The organism is Streptomyces sp. NPDC058246 (assembly GCF_042881985.1).
Classification (GTDB): Bacteria; Actinomycetota; Actinomycetes; order Streptomycetales; family Streptomycetaceae; genus Streptomyces.
In genome coordinates this window covers 164,082-180,399 of record NZ_JBHVWZ010000017.1, presented here as the reverse complement: position 1 = coordinate 180,399, position 16,318 = coordinate 164,082, and the positions used below count along the sequence as shown (strand labels likewise).

Genomic DNA, 16,318 nt, shown 5'->3' with positions numbered 1-16,318 from the left:
GCGGAAACTCCGCTGCAGCACCAACCGCATTACCAACGTCGTGAAGGCAGTAGTCGTCCTTCACCACGCATCAGCGTGAGGTTGGAAAACGCTCAATGCTGTCGCGAAAACCGAAGTGCTCACGTCCGGAACTCGGGACGCTTACGTCGAGTTGATAGATCAGGCTCACTCCGCCAAGGCGCCTGGCTTCGTCACGCGGTTCATCCAGCGCCTGGGCCTTCTCTGAGATGATCAGCACCCCGATGTGAACGTCCCGGCTGCCCAGCGGTGGGACCCAGTTGCTCGGATCGTTCGCCCCGGTGTCGCCGAGCACGTCTCTACGGGCAGGCATGCCCTCGCGAAACTCTGCCGAGAACGAGGCGAGAGACTCCGCCGGAACTCCTAGCTGTTCGAGGCCGCTGTAGGTGAATGCGATGTTGAGAGTGAAGGGTCGCGGGCTCTCCCAGTCCGCGCAACTCGTCACCGTCGGCAGGATGCCACGCAGCGACTGCTTCGCCGCACCGGCGTCATCGATCCGGTACAGCAGGTACACGCCGTGGTAGTCGTCGGGTCGTCGGCGCAGCAACGTCCCCTGGATGTCGTCGAATTCCAGGGTGGGGACCGTGCGCCCGGCTGACTCGTTCATTCCTGCACCGTGTCGAGTAGTTGGTTGAAGGCGTCAGTGACCCGCAGGCTTTTGGTGATGTCGCGAGGTGTCGCCTCCGGGTCCGGGCTGCCGTACCATATGCCGGCCTCGACCTGGTATTTCGCGATGTACTCGAGCGTCTCGTCCGGCGATTTCACGCCCGGGTAACCCTCCGCGACATCGGTGAAGATGTAGTCGATCCACGGACCCGCGAAGCGAATGACATCCTGGACGTAAGGCATGAAGTCATCGCTGTACGTGGCAGCGAACAGCAGCTGCCGATCGTCGTTGATCAAGCAAACGCGCAGGTCGTGGACGGTGCCGAGCCGGCCCTCCCAATAGGGAGCCTCGATCTGCGCCTTCTTCGCCCGTTCACGGAAGACGGACGGACCGTTCGGCTGAATCACCGGAGCGACCAGCGTGAATTCTGCCCGGTTGCCTACCCGACTGCCCGCCCCTTCGGTCTGCCGCCGGGACTCGTGGGTGTACCGACCGATTTCCTCCGCGGTCACGTGCGGCGAGATCGGGGCATAGGTGCTTGCGTCGAACATGGCGATGACTTCCCTTCGGACGAGGGTCTGCATGGAGAGCCTGGACCGGGGCGTCGCTTGCCTCGGCCCTCCTTCAGGCTGGCACGTCGGGTGCATCGAGCGGATTATTCCCTTACAACCAATCTCCACCAGATTGTCGTGTTATGCGCACAGTGATCTTGCCGCTCTCTCCTCCTAGCGTCGTTTCATCCGGCCAGAGGGCCAGAGGGCCAGAGGGCCAGAGGGAGTGCGGCAAGCCGGAAGAGGCGGGTCATGAACACGCCACACGGCCCTCTGGGACACCCGTCGCGTACGTCGCCGCGGCACTGGAACCGTGTAAGGCGCAAGGCGCTGTACAAGCAGCTACCGAGCGAGGATTCCCATCGAGGGAGGTCATGCAGTGTCCGACCACCTGTCCAGCCTGCGTGCGGTGCAGGACCCGGTCATCGACCTGACCGACTTGTACTTCTTTCCCGTCCCCGATGTACCAGGTCGGCTGGCCGTCGTGCTCAACGTGTTTCCCGGGGCGCGGCCAGGAACGGCCTTCTCCGACGCCGTTCTCTACCGGATACGACTGGCACCCGCGGACATCGGTTCCGACGCGGTGCTCCGAGCCCGTGGCGAGGACGCCGTCGCATTCGACGTCACCTTCACCGACATCGAACCGGACACCGGTGACCAGGGCGGCGCGCTCAGCTATGGCGCTGACCGCGCGGTCGCTTTCCGTACGGGGGAGAAGGGCGCTGTACGCGGTTCCGAAGTGTCCATCTTCGCCGGGCTGCGTCGAGATCCCTTCTTCATGGACGTGAAAAGCGAGGTCCGCACACGCGCCACCCGCCGCCTCGCCTTCACCGCTCCCGGCGTGGACGCCGTCGCGGGACAGAACGTACTGAGCATCGTCCTGGAACTCGATTCGGACGCTGTCCTCGGCACCGACCGCTCGGCGCTATGGGCCGCCACCGGGGAGTCGCTCAGCCGGGGGACACCGGCGGCACGTTTCGAGCGCATCGGCCGACCCGAAGCGAAGAACGTGCTTCTGTCGGTCAACGGAAACGACACCGTGAACGCGACCGTGGATCTGCGCGACCTATACAACCTGGACGACCCATTCGACGTCCCACCAGAGTCCGCAGCCGCCTACCGCGCTCGACTCGACGCGAATCTCGCCATGTTCGATCAGCTCGATGACGCCACCGCGTGGCCGTTCGCCGAGGGGCAGCACCACCCGCTCACCGAGACGCTGCTCCACGACCACCTGGTCCTGGACGTCACAAAGCCGTTCGGTGAACACGGATACCTCGACGTCGAGCGCGGCGCCCTCACCGGTGGGCGCCACGAAACCTGCGGCGGACGTTGGCTGAACGACGACGTCATCGACATCCTGTATTCGGTGATCGTCGGCGGCTGGAACGGCGGACCGGTGCGCGACGGAGTGGACGCCGCCGTCATCCCCGCGTCGCGCGCCTTCCCCTACCTGGCCGCGGCCAACCCCGACCCGCCCGCGCTAGAGGCCGGAGCGATTCTTGACCCCTCGGACTGAACGCACAGACTTCGACGGATGGCGCGTACCGCTGTGCACGTCCTCGACGATCGCGCTCGCCAACCTGGACGCCCAGACGGCGGGTCTCGCCGAGCGCTACGCGCAGTCCGGACGCACCGATGTGGGAGCGCGGCTCACCAACGCGTTGCTCGTACGCCACAGCGTCACCGTAGACCCAAGTGATCTGACCGCCGCCGACCGCATCACAGCCGAACTGGTCGACCGAACCCCCGCGGACCCCACTGCCTGGATCACCCGCGCCCATGTGACCACGACCACCCACCGTTTCGCCGAGACGATGCGGGCCCTCGCACTGGCCACGCGGCATGGCGCGGCCACCGAGGCCGTCGCCGAAGAACACGCCGACGTACTCGAGGCGTGCGGGCGTCTTCCTGCCGCCCTCGGACTCCGCCTGGCACACGCCACCGCCGCCACCGAACCACAGCAGATGGCGCGCATCGCGTGCCTGCACGTGTCGATGGGAAACAACGAGCAGGCGCGGGACGCTTTCGGTGAAGCCCTCGGGAGATACACAAGGCCCTCTCCGCTGCCCCTGGCCGCCATGCTCTACAACTGGGGGCACGCACTCCAGCACGCCGGATACCATGATCAGGCGATGGCGGCATATCGAGCCGTCCTCGGATATGTGCCCAGCCATTCACGGGCCCTTCGCGCCCTCACCGAATGACCGCTGACGCGGATGAATCATGAGCCGGCTTCTACCATCGGGACACGGAGTGGCCGGAGGCCGCGAACAGCCCGTGGCAAGCCACTCACCCTCGCCCAGAAGGAAGCGAACCGGCTGGTCGCGAACGCGCGGCGCGCTGGCACGGCGGCCGCGGCCGCCGCAGGTGGCCAACCCCGAGGTTGACCTTCGAAGGCTCAGCGTCCCGGCCCCTGCGTGCGGATCTTCGACGGGCAGGCGGCTTCTCTCCATGTGAGAGTGGTGTGCGGTACCTGCGCCCATGCATGAGGGAAGTGCCTGAAATGCCCGAGCCTGTTGCCTTGTCCTACGAGGTGCTCGTCTCCGAGGGCGTCCCCAGGACGATTGATCTGCGGATGCCGAACGGCGACCAGATCGTCTCCTCGCCGATCTCGTCCACCCTGATCTACGGGGAACGAGACGCCGTCTTGGTGGATCCGCCGCTGACCCACGGCCAGATCGCGCAGGTCGCGGAGGGCGTGGAGCGTTCCGGTAAGCGGCTCGCGTTCGTGTACATCACCCACGGCCACCCCGACCACTGGTTCGGCACGGCGACGCTGCTGGAACAGTTCGGCGACGCCGACACCGTTGTGTACGCCACCGAGGGCACCATCGCGCAGATGCGCGAGCAGCTGAAGGGCAAGGAGGAGGGATTCGCGAAGTCCTTCCCCGAGGTTCCGGACCACACCCCTGTCCTCGCTGTTCCGGTACCGCCCGAAGGGTTCCTCCTGGAGGGCCAGGTCCTGCGCGCGGTCGAGACCGGTCACACCGACACCGACGACTCCAGTGTGCTGCACGTGCCGTCGATCGGCCTCGTCGTCGCCGGAGACGTCGTCTACAACGGCGTGCACCAGATGATGCTCGAAGGCGGCAACGGCGGCCTTCAGCACTGGCTCGACGGTATCGACAAGGTCGCCGCGCTCAACCCGCGCCATGTCGTCGCCGGCCACAAGAACAAGGCCCTGCCCGACGACCCGAAAATCCTGGACGAGACCCGCCAGTACCTGCGGGACACGCTCCGGCTGCTGGCCGACAAGCCGACCCCGCCGCAGTTCTTCGACGAGATGATGAAGCTCCACGGTGACCGGCTCAACCCCGGCCCACTCTGGTACAGCGGCCTGGGCCTGCTCAGCTGAGAACGCGGTCACCGCACGCCGTCCCGCGCACGGCACCCACGATGTGACCACCGTGCGCGGACACCGTGCGATCCGGACTGACGTGCGGGGCCCCCGACCCGCGCCGCTGATCGGGGACCCGGTCCGGTGCTCTCGGCGCAGAGATGTCAGACGCGGTCAGCCGCGATGAGCAGGTACTGGAAGCTGCCGTTCTCGTACGCGCTCAGGAACGCGTCCTCGATGCCGGTGACCAGATGGTCGGCCTGCTTGCGCAGTTCCCAGTAGGGAACGGTGTCGGCGGTCAGGTCCTGGACGTGGACGGGTACGAGGCGGTTGCGGGCCATGGCGCGGAAGTACTCCGACCGTGGGTGGATGTCGCAGATGTAGTGGGCGTTGATGAGAGACACCTCTCGGGAGGCCCGCCCGTACGCGTCGTTGAAGCAGCCGGTGATCGTCACATAGCGTCCACCGCGGCGCAGCAGCCGTGCGTGTTCGGCGAACAACAGGTCCAGCTCCACGTACATGGTGGACTCGTTGTTCCAGGAGGCCGCATACGCGCCGGAGGGAAAGCCGGTGTCGAGCATGTTCCGGTCGTGGTAGCGGACCTTGTCGTCGATGCTCCGTTTGCGGGCCTGGGCATGGGCGAAGTCGGCCTGTTTCCTGGAGATCGTGACGCCGTCGGCGTGGCATCCGTATCGCAGATGGGCCACCACACTGCCGCCGCCGCGCCCGCAGCCGGCGTCGAAGACGCGGTCGGCGGGGGAGAGGGGGCCGAGGTGGGAGGCGAGGAGGTCGGCCTGTGCCTGTTCCAGACGGTGCAGTTCGGCGGTGATCCGGTCGCGCCGCCTGGCGGTGTCGCCCCTGCCCCGGTCGTCGTCGAGTACGGACCAGTCGACGTCCCCGACGCCGTAGTGGTGGTGGTAGAGGTCGTCGATCTTTCCGAGTTCGAGGTTGACCGGGTTCTCCTCAGCGTTCCAGTAGTCCGCGACGCGGGCCTGGTACGTCGACTGGCAGGTGGCCTGGGTCGGCACCGGTGCTGCCGTGGTGTCGGCTTCGGTGACGGTCAAAGGTGACTCCTTGTGGAATGGTGGCGATGGGCCAGGGGGTGGGGCCGGGGGCCTTACCAGTAGTTCGGCAGGTGGTAGCGGTGGGTGTTGGTGGCGTGCCACTCGTGGTTGCCGGACACCCAGGCGGCCAGGCCTCTGGCGTAGCGCTCGACGAGAGGCGAGGTGACGGACAGGGCCGCCGACTCCTCCTCGAACGCCGCCATGACCGTGTTGTGGATCTCGACCGCCTTCAGATAGGCGGCCTTCAGCCCGCACCGCTCGTTGGCGGCGATGACCTGAGGCAGATTCAGATGGCTGGGATCGTTGGCCAGTTCCTTGGTGAAGGAGTACAGGTCGTTGACGATCGTGGTGGCGTTGCCGGCGAGGGCGGTGATCCGCTGGATCTCGGGCCGGACGTAGAGGGCCTCGGGCAGCTCGTAGCCGTCCACGGCGTCGACGATCGACAGACAGGGGCGGAAGTTGTTGAACTGCCGCATCATCAGGTACTCCCAGACCCGTGGCACGTAGCGGATCTCGGCCCAGGCGGCCTCGCCGAGATACCCCAGATGCAGTCGGGCGAGATCGTGCACCAGCCGGTCGGTCTGGCTGGGAGTGGCGAAGGCGGCGTAGTCCTTGAGGGCCCCGTGGTACGAGCGCAGCGGTCCGTCGGCCTGCACGCCGCGTCGCCACTGCGCCTCCAGTTCGGGAGTGCCGTGGAAGGGGTCGAGCGCCGACTGGGCCGTGATCAGCCTCCCGCCGAGTCCGCGCGATGAGCCGCCCCTGTCCTCGTCCTCCTCGCAGTAGCAGTTGTCCACGAGGTTCTCGGCCAGCAGCAACTTGCCGGCCACGGTGAGGCGTTCGAGGTCGGCCGCGCCCGGATGCTGGAGTACGACGGCCCGGCCGAACTGAAACCCCGCGAAGTCACCCGTCCACTCCTTGGGAAACGCATCCAGACGACGGACCCAGGCCTCCAGCCTGCGGTCGATCTCCGCGACCTTCGCCGGGTCCGCGGGGACGGCGGGCCGGTACAGCAGTCCGGGGATCGCCCCGCCCCGCCGGGCCCGCGTGGTGGGGGCGGGGCTGGGCGGACCGGGTAGTCGCAGCGGCGAACCGGAAGCCGATGGTGCGCTCATTCCGCGGTCCGCCCGACCTGGACGTTCTCCAGGATGCCCGCGGCGTCGGGTACGAGGATGGCCATCGCGTAGTAGGCGGTGACCAGGTAGCTCATGATCGCGGTGCTGTCGATGCCCATGAACCGTACGTTCAGACCGGGCTCGTACTCCTCCGGAATGCCGGTCTGGTGCAGGCCGACGACCCCTTGGTCCTTCTCTCCCGTGCGCAGCGCGATGATGCTGCTGGTGTGTTGCGGACTGATCGGCATTTTGCTGCAGGGAAAGAGCGGAACGCCACGCCACGCGGGTACGTCGTGGCCGTCGAGGTTCACGGTGCCGGGCACCAGCCCGCGCCGGTTGCACTGCCGGAAGAAGGCGGCTATGGCCTTCGGGTGGGCCAGGAACAGCCGGGTCTTGCGGCGCATCGACAGCAGCTCGTCCAGGTCGTCCGGTGTGGGAGGACCGGAGAAGGTGCTGACGCGCTGGCCGTAGTCGATGTTGTGCAGCAGGCCGAACTCGCGGTTGTTGACCAGCTCCCACTCCTGGCGCTCGCGGATCTCCTCGATGGTCAGGCGGAGTTGTTGCTCCGTCTGGTTCATCGGATTGTTGTAGAGGTCGGCGACCCTGGTGTGGACGCGCAGCACCGTCTGGGTGAGGGACAGTTCGTACTCGCGTGGGACGAGGTCGTAGTCGACGAAGCCGCCGGCGAGGACCGGCTCGCCCACGTGCCCGGCCTGCATGGGGACGTCGGCCTCGCCCTTGCGGTTCATGGGCTTGCTCTGCTGCTCGGCGAAGGCGTCCAGCTGAGCCGCGAGGGACGGGGTCCGCTCCACGAACTGCATGAGGGTGTCCCAGCTGAGTGCCAGCACCACGCCCGGAGTCTCGGCCCGCACCGAGCTGAGCCACAGCGGGTCGGCCTGGCCGATGGCCTCGTCCCCCATCCCGTCGCCGTCCGTGACGACCCCGATGACCTCCTCCTCGCCGTACTTGCCGGTGGTGTAGCGGGTGAACCGGCCATGGACGACGAGATACGCCTCCGTGACGGGCTGTCCGGCGTCGAAGAGGACCTGGCCCGCACGCACCTCCCGCACCCTGAACCGCGACGAGATCTGCTTCAGGGCCGCGGTGTCGGCGTAGCCGCGCAGGGCGGGCAGTTCGGTCAGAGTCTCGGGGATGACCTTGATGTCGTCCGCACCGTTCTGCTCGAACTGCACCCGGCCTCGGCCCACGCGGAGCTGTAGTCGCCGGTTCACCCGGTAGGTGCCGCCCTTGACGTCCACCCAGGGCAGCATCTTGAGCAGCCATCGCGAGGTGATGGCCTGCATCTGCGGTTCGGACTTGGTGGTGGTGGCGAGCTGACGCGCCGCGTTGGTGCTGAGACTGGTGAACCGTTGTCCGTCGGCGGCGGGCCCGGCGGCGCTTTCTGGGGAGCTTTCCGGGGAGCTTTCCGGGACAGTCACATGTCCTCCCGATACGTGAGCGGGCGTGGGTGGATGCGCACGAACATCAGCGAACAAGGCGGGCGTCGACGACGTTCGCCTCGAACAAGGGGCGCACTACCTGGCCGTGGACGACGTCCGACCCGTCCGATGCCGAGGGAGACGAGGCAACGACGGTTTCACGGGCTCCAGAGCCCATTCGGAGTCGCGGGGCAGGTGGAGCAGGGGGGGAAGCCGGAGATCACCGCTGCGCCGCGCCAAAGGTTGTGAGGCCTGGGTTCACGGAGGCGGTGGGTGTCGAGGGCGGCTTCCGGGGCTGTGGACGCCCTGACAGCGACTTCGTGGCGGTCCGGGCAGTTGGGCAGTGCGCGTTGCATGTCAAGCCAAACAGTCACGGATGGCGGTCGGAACCGCGTGAGAGGGGCGCATTCGCGCCCTCGATGTGCGCATCCGTCGTGCGAGGCACGTCGGTCATGAGCGCGTGCTCTCACGCCGGGCGTCCGGTCCTGTGCCACCGGCGCAAGGGTGTGCGCATGCCTCTGAGGCGCGGACGTCGCTCCTGGCCGGCCGACCCCGTAGCTCCAGCGCGATGGGGCACCATCTCGGGCTTCGCACTCGGGCGCGCGCTGCGATGACGCCGCCGGGCAGCCATCTGATGGAGGTGGATATGACGGTGACGCACGCTCAGCTACCGGCGTGCCGCCCAACCTCGCACTCCGGCACGCACCTCAGTGGACCCGCCCGCCCCTCGGCGCGCCACAGGCCATGAGTTCCCCCGACCGCCGCATCATGGGCCGCAAAAGGATAAGAAGACAGCGTCGTCACGCGTCAGGCACCACCCGCATCCGCTCGTCTGCACGCATCCGCACCCAGCCGCCCCGGATGGAGGCCCCCCACATGGCGACACCCCCGACCGCCCGTTTCCGGCGGAGACCGCCGACCCTCCCGCTCGAAGCCGTGTCCGGGGGCCAGTTCAAGGCCCCGCTCTACGCGCCTTCCAGCTCACCGGCCGCACAGTTCTCCCGGCGCGCCCTCCTCCGCGGCGCGCTGGGCGGCGCGGTCGGCGCCGCTGCGCTCGGCGGTCCGGGCGCAGCGCCCGCCTTCGCGGCGCCGGGCCCGGCCGACCGCGTACTCGCGGACGACGTACGGCAGGAGTTCCTCACGGCCTGGACCGCCTACCGGCGGTTGAGCTGGGGCCGGGACGAGCTGCGGCCGGTCCGCGGCACCGGTTCGGACTTCTTCATCGACGGGGTTCCGCTGGGCCTGACCCTCGTCGAGTCGCTCGACACCCTGTACCTGATGGAGCTGGACGGCGAGCTGGACGCGGCGATCTCCTGGATCGGCACCCACCTCGACTTCGACCGCGACGCGAGCGTCCATGTCTTCGAGGCGATCATCAGGATGGTGGGCGGACTGCTCTCCGGCTACCACGCCACCGGGAACGCCGTGCTGCTCGCCAAGGCCCGCGAGCTCGCCGACCGGCTGCTGCCCGCCTTCACATCGTCCTCGACGGGCGCCCCCTACCGGTACGTCAACCTGCGCACCGGCGCGGTCAGCGGCAACCAGGTGCCGCTCGCCGAGGTCGGCAGCAACATCACCGAGCTGGGTTGGCTGTCCCAACTCACCGGCAACCAGAAGTACTTCACCGCGGCCAAGCGGGCACTGAAGGCGGCGTACGACCGGCGGTCGGCACTTGATCTGGTCGGTACGACGCTCGACGTGAACACCGGAGCCTGGACCGACACCACCGCCCGGGTCGACCCACCCGTGGACTCGTTCTTCGAATACCTTTGGGACGCCTATCAGTTCTTCGGGGACACGGAGATCCGTGGCTGGTACGACACACTCACCTCGGCGGTGCTGCGGCGGCTCCGCGAGACGTACGACGGACGGCTCTGGTTCATGTCCGTCAACATGAACACGGGTGCAGTGGTCGGACGCCGGCAGTCCGAACTGACCTCCTTCTATGCCGGATTGCTCGCCCAGGGCGGCAATCCGAGCCAGGGGGAGTCGTACCACTCCTCGTGGGCGGCCGCGGTGACGCAGTTCAGGCTGCCGCCGGAGGGCATCGACTGCACGACCCTCACGGCCACCAGCACCGAGTACCAACTGCGCCCCGAATACGCCGACTCGGCGCTGTTCCTGTGGCTGCTGACCGGCAAGGAGGTCTACCGCGACCGCGCCAAGTGGCTCTGGAACGCGCAGAAGACGCACTGCAAGGTCGCGAACGGCTACACGGTGGTGTCGGACATGACGACCACGCCCACCACCAAGGGCGACCTCACGCCGGGCTACTGGTACTCGGAGAACATGAAGTACTTCTACCTGCTGTGGGCGGGTGCGCCGCGCTTCGACTACACCACCAACTACCTCACCACCGAGGGCAATGTGCTGCGCGGCCTCAACCGGGTCGCGGCACCGGACGTGAGCGGCACCTACCGACTGCTCAACCGGGCCACGAGGCACGCGATGGACGTCAGTAGCGCGTCGACCAGGGACGGCGCCGCGGTGATCGCCTGGACCCCGCACGGTGGCGCCAACCAGCGCTGGATCGCCGCCACGACCGGCGGCCACACCAAGCTGACCAGCCTCCACAGCGGCAAGGTTCTCGATGCCTCGCGCTCGGCGGCGACGGACGGCACCGCACTCATCCAGCGGGCGCACAACGGCAGCGCCGGTCAGCAGTGGACGCTCCGGCCCACCGGCGACGGCTACCACCGGCTCATCGACCGCACCAGCGGCAAGGCAGCCGACCTCGCCGGCACCGGCAACGGTGCCGCGGTGGTGCAGCGACCCGTGACCGATGCCACCACCCAGCAGTGGCAACTGGTAAGGGCGTAACCGCGATGCGCTCCCATACCCCGGCGCCGCGTTTCCTCGTGCCCCCGGCATCCACGGCCCTTACTGCCGTGGGGGCTGCTAGCGGACTCCGGCCCCGGGTAGCTGCTGTCTGGCACACCGGGTCGAGAGACATCGGAGCTGTGGGTGACTCTGCCGTGACCTCGGTGAGCCGTGGCTTCAGGGGGAATCCCGGATGGCTTGCTCGGACCAGATCGTCTTGCCGTTCTGGCCATGGCGGCAGCCCCATCGTCCGCCGATTTGAGCGACGAGGAACAGGCCGCGTCCTCCCTCGTCGGTTGTGCGGGCACGCCGCAGGCGGGGTTGGGTGCTGCTGGAGTCGGTGACCTCGCACACCAGGAGGTGGTGGCGAATCAGACGGAGGTCCATCGGCGGACGACCGTAGCGGATGGCGTTGGTCACCAGTTCGCTGACGATGAGTTCGGTGGTGAAGAGGAGGTCGGCCAGGCCCCACGTGGTGAGTTGGCGGGTCATCCACTCTCGAGCCTTGGAGACGGCGGCCGGATCGGCCGGGATCTCCCAGTGAGCGGTGTCCTCCGCAGGGACGGCGCGGGTGCGGGCCAGCAGCAGGGCCGCGTCGTCGCGCGGCGCCTCGTCTGCCAGGTCGGCGAGAAGAGCCCGGCCGGTTTCGTCCAGGGCACGATCCGGACGGCACGACGCGGCGAGGGCTTCCGTCAGGCGCCGCAGGCCTTGGCCGATGTCGCGGTCGCCCCGTTCGACCAGGCCGTCGGTGTAGAGAGCGAGGACGCTGCCCGGTTCGATGTCGATCACGGTGGTCTCGTACGGCATGCCGCTGAGGGTGAGTGGTGGCCCCGGGGACATCCCGACTGCTTCCGCGGCTCCGTCGGGCCGGACCAGGACGGGCGGCGGGTGCCCGGCACTGGCCATGGTGCAGCGCCTGGTGACCGGGTCGTAGACCGCGTACAGGCACGTGCCGCCGACGGTGTCGCCGTCGCCGAGTGAGGCTTCGGCCGCGAGGCGCTGGACCAGGTCCGCGATCCGGGTGAGCAGCTCGTCCGGTTCGAGTTCCAGGTCCGCGAGCGTCTGGATGGCGGCGCGCAGGCGGCCCATGGTGGCGCTTGCGGGCATGCCGTGGCCGACCACGTCTCCGGCGACAAGGGCCACCCGGAGAGAGGGCAGAGCAATGGCGTCGTACCAGTCGCCGCTGATGTCCGCTCCTCCACCTGCGGGCAGGTAGGCGCCGGCGGTCTCTGCTGCCGGAGTGTCGGTCGTGGCCGGGGGCAGGAGGCTCTGCTGCAGTGCTACGGCCGCCCGGTGCTCGCGGGTGTAACGGCGGGCGTTGTCGATGGCGAGCGCACCCCGTGAGGCGATCTGCTTCATGAGATCCGCCTCGTCCTCGGTGAAGGGGTCGGATCGGCCGCAGCGCCAGACGGTTATGGTGCCGAGCGTGAGCCCGCGGGCATGCAACGGTGCCACCATCACCGAATGGGTGTCCTTCGGGACGAGATACTCGACCAGCTGCGGGCCTTTGACCATGGCGATGAATTCGTCAAGGCCGAAGACGACTGGCTCGCCGTGTCGGAAGCTGCGCAGCAGGGGGTGGTCGGGAAGGGGCGGGATGGACTCGCCGCGCTTGATGCCGGCCGGCCACACCGCGTTGGCCGGCGCAAGGGCCGCGTTGCCCATGTTTCCAGCGTTCAGCTGCTTCGAGGGTTCGTCCCCGTCGAAAACGGAGTGCGCGAGGTCGACTCCGGCGAGATCCCCGAAGGCAGGTGCGAGAACGTCCGCAAGGTCCTGCGCAGTGCGCACGACATCCAGGGATCCTCCTACCCGCTCGGCCACTTCGCGGGCGAGATCCAGATGACGGCGTGCGCGCATCTGGTCGGCGTTGTCGAAATACAGGGCCGCGACCCCCGTGGGGCGTCCTCGCGCGTCCTCCAGACGGAAGGCGGACAGCGACAGCGCGTGCTGCCGCGCCGGATCGTGCCGCCAGCTCACTTGCTGGTTCCTGCGGACCACTGGGGCACCCGTCTCGAGTACCTGGCGCAGTACGGCCTCGAGGTCCTCGGCGTCCTCGGCGTACAGCACGTCGCTCAGCCGAGCGCCGGGCTGTACCGGACGGCCGTCGAGAGTGCCCGGCGTGGCGTTCGTCTGCACAGTGGTGAGATCCGTGTCGTGCACGGCGATCGTGATCCGGTTCTGTGCGGACAGTGCACGCAGGAGCGCTGCGCCCTGCTCGTGGTCGGCGACGTGGTGTGTAGGGGCCGCGAGGACGAGGACCTCCGCCGAGCCGGAGCCCCCTACCTTGCTGGTCCGGAAGGTGACATCGATGGTGTCGCCGCACTGGTGCCACAGCCGTACCCGGCCGGACGCCGGCATCTCCGCGTCGCGCAGGTCGCCGTCCGGGAGGCCGGCCACCAGTTCCCGCACGGGGCGGCCACAGACCTCCTCGGCGCGGAACCCGGTCAGCTCCTCTGCTGCCCCGGTCCACCGCACCACCGCGCCTCGACTGTCGAGCACGGCGGCTGCCGGACCGTCGAAGGCGTGCGACCTGCCGCTGGGACCGGAACCGGAGACGCCCGTCGGTCCTTGGGAGGCGGCTGCCGAGCAGGCGTTCTTGACGTTCTCTATGTCCATCCGTGGCTTCCTTCTGTGGCTTGCTTGGCGTGAGCCCGCGGCTCGAGAGATCGGCATGCTGCAGCGGCCGTCGGCCGCCCGGTCGGTCGCGCGTCACGCCGCAAGGGCTTTGGAGGGCAGGTCTTGTTCGGCCCAGACGACCTTGCCGTCCGTTGCGGAGCGGGAGCCCCACCTGCGGGACAACTGAGCGACGAGGAAAAGACCGCGGCCCTGCTCGTCGATGATGTGGGGCTGACGGGGGCGTGGGTGGCTGGTGTTGCTGTCGGAGACTTCGCACGTCAAGACCTGGTGCTGGATGAGGCGTAGGCGGATCGGCCCGCCGCCGTAGCGGATGGCGTTGGTGACGAGTTCACTGACGATCAGCTCCACGGTGGCCACCAGATACCCAAGCCCCCATTCGCTGAGCTGATGGGCGGCAGCCTGCCGGGCGATGCAGACAGTGGCCGGATCGTTCGGCAGTTCCCAGGAGGCCACTTGAGCCGGTTCGAGTCCGCGAGTCCGCGCAAGGAGCAAGGTGACATCGTCGGCCGGAGACTGAGTCGGCAAGGTCTCGAGCACCTGAGAGCACAGGTCTTCCAGGGAGGAACCGGGCACTGCCAGGGCGGCGCCCAGGCGATCCAGGCCCACGTCGATGTCGTCGGCGCGGGACTCGACCAGGCCGTCGGTGTAGAGCGCGAGCAGTGTTCCCACGGGCAGTTCCAGTTCCACGGACTCGAAGGGGAGCAGACCGAGGCCGAGGCCGAGCGGGGCCCCGGCGGGCATGTCGGGGAAAGTGATACGGCCCTGCGGGTCGATGATCGCGGGCGGGGGATGCCCGGCCCGCGCCATCGTGCACCGCCGGGTGACCGGGTCGTAGACGGCATACAGACAGGTGGCGCCCACCGCCGCGGGGTACGGGTCCGCAGCGTCGGCATCTTCCTCGCTCAGCCGCCTGACCGTGTCATCGAGGTGCGCCAGCAGTTCGTGGGGAGGCAGTTCCAGGTCCGCGAGCGTGCGGACTGCGGTGCGCAATCGGCCCATCGTCGCCGCGGCGTTGATGCCGTGTCCGACCACATCTCCGACGACGAGGGCCACCCGGGCGCCGGACAGCTTGATCACGTCGAACCAGTCGCCCCCCACGCCGTGGTCCATGTCAGCCGGCACATAGCGCGAGGCCACATCGAGGGCGGCGCCACCTCCCACATGGTGGGGGAGCAGATCGCGTTGGAGCGTCAGGGCCGCGGTGCGTTGGCGGGCGTACTGGAGAGCGTTGTCCAGGCTGAGCGCGGCCCGGGTGACGAGTTCCTCGGCGAGGAGGAGGTCGTCCTCCTGGAACGGCGTCGGCTCCTCGGAGCGGCCGAACACCGCCAGTCCCAGCACACAGCGCCGCGCACGGATGGGTACGACCATCAAAGAGTGGACGCCGCTCTCACGGAGCTTCTGCGTCGGTACAGGATCGTGACTGACCCAGGGGCCTGAACAGGTGTCCAGCACCGATTCCAGGTAAGACCTGCCCGTGCGCAGGGCGGTGGCGAACAGCGAGGTCGCGACGGGGCGGACCACCTCTTGGCGCACCCACGGCAGCTTGAGGACACCCGGGTCGATGGAGGCCACACCGGCACGGCGCAGCACAGGTGGGCGGCCGTTCGCCGCGCCGGTCCCCGCCGAGGGATCCACGCCGAACGGAACCGACTCCATCAGATCGACGACTACGTGGTCGGCCAGCAGCGGCACGGCAAGGTCGGCCAGTTCCTGCCCGGTCCGCATGACCTCGAGGGTGCTGCCGATGCGCGTGCCGGCTTCGCAGAGGATGGCAAGGCGCTCACGCGCCCGCCGGTTGCCGGTGACGTCCACGCTCATGGAGCACACCGCCAGTGCCGTGCCGTCCGCGTCCTGGAGGCAGAAGAACGAGGCCGAGAACGCGTGCTCCCGGCGCCGGTCCGTCGACGACCACGCCCGGTACTCGTGGACCATGGTGGAGCCACTCTCCAGCACTTGCCGCATCACCACCTCGAGCGCTTCGGCCTCGACGGCGGGCAGTGAGTCCCGCAGGCGGCGTCCGAAGCGTCGCTCCCGAGGAGTGCCGTCGTGGCGCTCCATGACGTCATTGACCCAGGTACAGCGCAGCTGCAGGTCATAGAGGGCGATGCCGATCGGTGCGTGGGCCAGGAGCGACTCCCGCACAGCTCCGTTGGACGCCCCCGATGACAGGGTGCCTATGTCGGTCACGGACACCAGCCACCAGGTGCCGGCGTCCTGCCCCCACAGCAGCGAGATCCGCAGCGTCATTTTGATGGCGTGGCCGTCGCGGTGGCGGACCGTCACGGTGCCGGACCAGCCCTCCTGGGCACGGCACTGCTCGGCGAACGCCGAAGCACTCGGGGCGTCCTCGGCGGGCGGCAGTACGTGTGCGGCGGACCGGCCCACCACTTCCCCGGCCGAGTACCCGACAAGCCGCTCGGCGGCGTGCGTCCACCCCACGACGATCCCCTCCGCATCGAGCATCGCTATTGCCGCGTCGGGTATCTCTCGGGGGCTCGCGGGCTCGGCGAGTGGCGTGTAGCTGGTGTTCGTCATCCGGTTCCCATCGGTGCGGAAGTGTGAGGCAGCGTCGGCGTGGGCGGCGTTGGCCCGATCTGTAGCCGGGCTGGAAGGGTGATGGCCGGGGCTGAGGATCGCCCCAGCGGGACCGGCCGCGCCGGGCGTGCGATGCGGCGCCCGACCTCGCCGACAGTTGAGCGGTCCACCGGAGCGAGATCGCCGGTCTGCCCG

Annotated in this window: 11 protein-coding genes; 4 read left to right on the top strand and 7 right to left on the bottom strand. The window is 68.5% G+C overall.

Annotated elements, in window-relative coordinates; genetic code table 11:
* Positions 1–70: 70 nt before the first annotated feature.
* Positions 71–625, bottom strand: coding sequence for a hypothetical protein (locus tag ACFVXA_RS24730; protein WP_390026676.1), 555 nt, complete (start codon positions 623–625; stop codon positions 71–73).
* Entirely contained in the window at positions 622–1,176 is a 555-nt protein-coding gene (locus ACFVXA_RS24725) for a hypothetical protein (RefSeq protein ID WP_383741946.1), read from the bottom strand. Before ACFVXA_RS24725 ends, ACFVXA_RS24730 begins: the two co-directional genes overlap by 4 nt.
* 379 nt (positions 1,177–1,555) lie before the next feature.
* Between ACFVXA_RS24725 and ACFVXA_RS24720 the strand changes: the two genes are divergently transcribed.
* The 3 genes from ACFVXA_RS24720 (at position 1,556) to ACFVXA_RS24710 (ending at position 4,534) form a co-directional block, all read left to right on the top strand.
* Positions 1,556–2,695 carry a DUF4331 family protein gene (locus ACFVXA_RS24720; RefSeq protein ID WP_383901589.1) on the top strand — a complete coding sequence of 380 codons (1,140 nt, stop codon included), beginning with the start codon at positions 1,556–1,558 and terminating at the stop codon, positions 2,693–2,695.
* Positions 2,679–3,383 carry a hypothetical protein gene (locus ACFVXA_RS24715; RefSeq protein ID WP_390026673.1) on the top strand — a complete coding sequence of 235 codons (705 nt, stop codon included), beginning with the start codon at positions 2,679–2,681 and terminating at the stop codon, positions 3,381–3,383. Before ACFVXA_RS24720 ends, ACFVXA_RS24715 begins: the two co-directional genes overlap by 17 nt.
* 299 nt (positions 3,384–3,682) lie before the next feature.
* Positions 3,683–4,534 (top strand): MBL fold metallo-hydrolase, encoded by an 852-nt coding sequence (locus ACFVXA_RS24710; RefSeq protein ID WP_362030379.1) that lies wholly within the window; start codon positions 3,683–3,685, stop codon positions 4,532–4,534.
* A gap of 146 nt (positions 4,535–4,680) precedes the next feature.
* On the opposite strand, the gene ACFVXA_RS24705 is transcribed toward ACFVXA_RS24710, so the two are convergent.
* The 3 genes from ACFVXA_RS24705 to ACFVXA_RS24695 are packed head-to-tail and all read right to left on the bottom strand — an operon-like array spanning position 4,681 to position 8,131.
* Entirely contained in the window at positions 4,681–5,580 is a 900-nt protein-coding gene (locus tag ACFVXA_RS24705) for a geranyl diphosphate 2-C-methyltransferase (RefSeq protein ID WP_384018092.1), read from the bottom strand.
* A gap of 53 nt (positions 5,581–5,633) precedes the next feature.
* The gene (locus ACFVXA_RS24700) at positions 5,634–6,692 is read right to left on the bottom strand and encodes a family 2 encapsulin nanocompartment cargo protein terpene cyclase (protein WP_389755006.1); all 1,059 of its coding nucleotides are present in this window, start codon (positions 6,690–6,692) and stop codon (positions 5,634–5,636) included.
* Complete coding sequence (locus ACFVXA_RS24695; RefSeq protein ID WP_390026671.1) at positions 6,689–8,131, bottom strand: family 2B encapsulin nanocompartment shell protein; 1,443 nt, start codon at positions 8,129–8,131, stop codon at positions 6,689–6,691. Before ACFVXA_RS24695 ends, ACFVXA_RS24700 begins: the two co-directional genes overlap by 4 nt.
* 876 nt (positions 8,132–9,007) lie before the next feature.
* On the opposite strand from ACFVXA_RS24695, the gene ACFVXA_RS24690 reads away from it, so the two are divergent.
* Positions 9,008–10,951 carry a glycoside hydrolase family 47 protein gene (locus ACFVXA_RS24690; protein ID WP_390026669.1) on the top strand — a complete coding sequence of 648 codons (1,944 nt, stop codon included), beginning with the start codon at positions 9,008–9,010 and terminating at the stop codon, positions 10,949–10,951.
* A gap of 177 nt (positions 10,952–11,128) precedes the next feature.
* On the opposite strand, the gene ACFVXA_RS24685 is transcribed toward ACFVXA_RS24690, so the two are convergent.
* Both ACFVXA_RS24685 and ACFVXA_RS24680 read right to left on the bottom strand, forming a co-directional pair.
* A complete protein-coding gene (locus ACFVXA_RS24685; RefSeq protein WP_390026666.1) occupies positions 11,129–13,567 on the bottom strand; it encodes a SpoIIE family protein phosphatase in 2,439 nt (812 codons plus the stop codon).
* A 93-nt stretch (positions 13,568–13,660) separates the two neighbouring features.
* Complete coding sequence (locus ACFVXA_RS24680; protein ID WP_384398114.1) at positions 13,661–16,123, bottom strand: SpoIIE family protein phosphatase; 2,463 nt, start codon at positions 16,121–16,123, stop codon at positions 13,661–13,663.
* Positions 16,124–16,318 lie beyond the last annotated feature (195 nt).